Genomic DNA, 1,026 nt, shown 5'->3' with positions numbered 1-1,026 from the left:
GGGCGGGGCGCACTCCGTCCAGCCTGCCGGGCGGACACGGCACACCGGCCGGGGCAGCGCGCGACCGCCCCGGCCGTGTCGTACGCCCCTCAGCCGGCGTCGGCCGGCGCGTCGGTGCCGGCCGGCGCCCCGCCCCGCATGCCCGCCGCCGCGAGGGCCGCGCCCAGCAGGCACAGGATGCCCGTGAGCACGGCGGAGGCGTGCAGCCCGTGCAGGAAGGCGCGGGTGCTGCCTTCGGTCACGGCCGAGCCGAGCGCCTCCGGCATGGTCCGGGAGACCGGCGCGACGCCCATCGCCACCGCGTCCTTCGCCTCGGCCAGCCGGTCGGCCAGGGGCTGCGGGACACCCGCGCCGGTCAGTTCTGTCCGCAGGGTGGCGCCCACGCGGGCACTGATGACCGAGACCAGCACGGAGGTGCCGAGGGCGCCGCCGATCTGCAGCGTGGTGGCCTGGAGCCCCCCGGCCACCCCGCCGTCCCGGACGGGCGCGTTGCCCACGATCGCGTCCGACGACGCGGAGAGCACCATGCCGACGCCGAGGCCCAGCGCGACGAACGGCGGCCACATGGTCGTGTAGGAGGAGTCACCGGACCAGGTGAGCAGGGTGAAGCAGGCCGCGGCCTGGAGCAGCATGCCGAGCGGCATGCTGAAGCGGGCGCCGAAGCGCTGGGTGAGGGCGGCGCCGAGCGGGGAGGCGACGAGCGAGGCGAGGCTCAGCGGCAGGGTGCGCACACCGGCCTGAACGGGCGTCAGGCCCCGTATGTTCTGGAGGTAGAGCATGACGAAGAAGATCACGCCCAGCATGACGAAGAAGTTGAGGGCGGTGACGACCGCACCGATCGTGAGGGCGCGGCTGCGGAACAGCCGCATCGGCAGCAGCGGATGCTCGACGCGCGTCTCGTGGCGGCCGAAGACGACGAGCAGCAGCAGACCCGCGAGGATCGCACCCCAGGTGCCGGCGGAGGTCCAGCCCCAGGTCTCGCCCTTGACGACGCCGAAGACGACACTGAGCAGGCCGAGGGCGAGC

The 1,026-nt window shown here is 74.7% G+C and carries 1 protein-coding gene; it reads right to left on the bottom strand.

Annotated features, from left to right (window positions below; genetic code table 11):
* Positions 1-89: 89 nt before the first annotated feature.
* Positions 90-1,026, bottom strand: a 937-nt coding sequence (locus tag CCN44_RS42515; RefSeq protein ID WP_143650511.1) for an MFS transporter, incomplete at its 5' end; no start/stop codon positions are given.

Origin of the sequence: Streptomyces tricolor (genome assembly GCF_002155905.1) — a bacterium.
Classification (GTDB): Bacteria; Actinomycetota; Actinomycetes; order Streptomycetales; family Streptomycetaceae; genus Streptomyces; species Streptomyces tricolor.
This window is presented reverse-complemented; position numbering and strand designations above follow the sequence as displayed.